This window comes from Nonomuraea sp. MG754425 (genome assembly GCF_021699195.1).
Lineage (GTDB): Bacteria > Actinomycetota > Actinomycetes > Streptosporangiales > Streptosporangiaceae > Nonomuraea.
This window is the reverse complement of the sequence record NZ_SSXE01000456.1, coordinates 1-795: the sequence shown is the minus strand read 5'-3', so window position 1 is coordinate 795 and position 795 is coordinate 1. Positions and strand designations below refer to the sequence as shown.

Annotated in this window: 1 pseudogene; it reads right to left on the bottom strand. The window is 67.4% G+C overall.

Features of this window, described 5'->3' with window-relative positions:
• Positions 1 to 795: pseudogene (locus FAF44_RS56610) on the bottom strand (DNA-directed RNA polymerase subunit beta); the annotation flags it as partial.

Here is a 795-nt window from a genome sequence, read left to right as displayed (position 1 = left end):
CGGCACCTTCAGCGAGGTGTCGCGCACCTCGCGCGCCTTCTCACCGAAGATCGCGCGCAGCAGCCGCTCCTCCGGGGTCAGCTCGGTCTCGCCCTTCGGGGTGACCTTGCCGACCAGGATGTCGCCGGGGACGACCTCGGCGCCGATGCGGATGATGCCGCGCTCGTCGAGGTCGGCCAGGACCTCCTCCGACACGTTGGGGATGTCCCGGGTGATCTCCTCGGGGCCCAGCTTGGTGTCACGGGCGTCGACCTCGTGCTCCTCGATGTGGATCGAGGACAGGACGTCGTCCTGGACCAGCCGCTGGGACAGGATGATCGCGTCTTCGTAGTTGTGGCCCTCCCACGGCATGAACGCCACCAGGAGGTTCTTGCCCAGCGCCATCTCGCCCTTGTCGGTGCAGGGACCGTCGGCGATGACCTGGTTGACCTCGACCCGGTCGCCCTCGGCGACGATGGGCTTCTGGTTGAAGCTCGTGCCCTGGTTGGAGCGCTTGAACTTGGCGACACGGTAGGTGGTGCGCGTGCCGTCGTCGTTCATGACGGTGACGTAGTCGGCGGAGACCTCCTCGACCACACCGGCCTTCTCGGCGCTGATCACGTCACCGGCGTCGGTCGCGGCACGGTATTCCATGCCGGTGCCGACCAGCGGCGCCTCGCTCTTGAGCAGCGGCACCGACTGCCTCTGCATGTTGGAGCCCATGAGCGCGCGGTTGGCGTCGTCGTGCTCCAGGAAGGGGATCATCGCGGTGGCCACCGACACCATCTGGCGCGGCGACACGTCGATGTAGTCGAC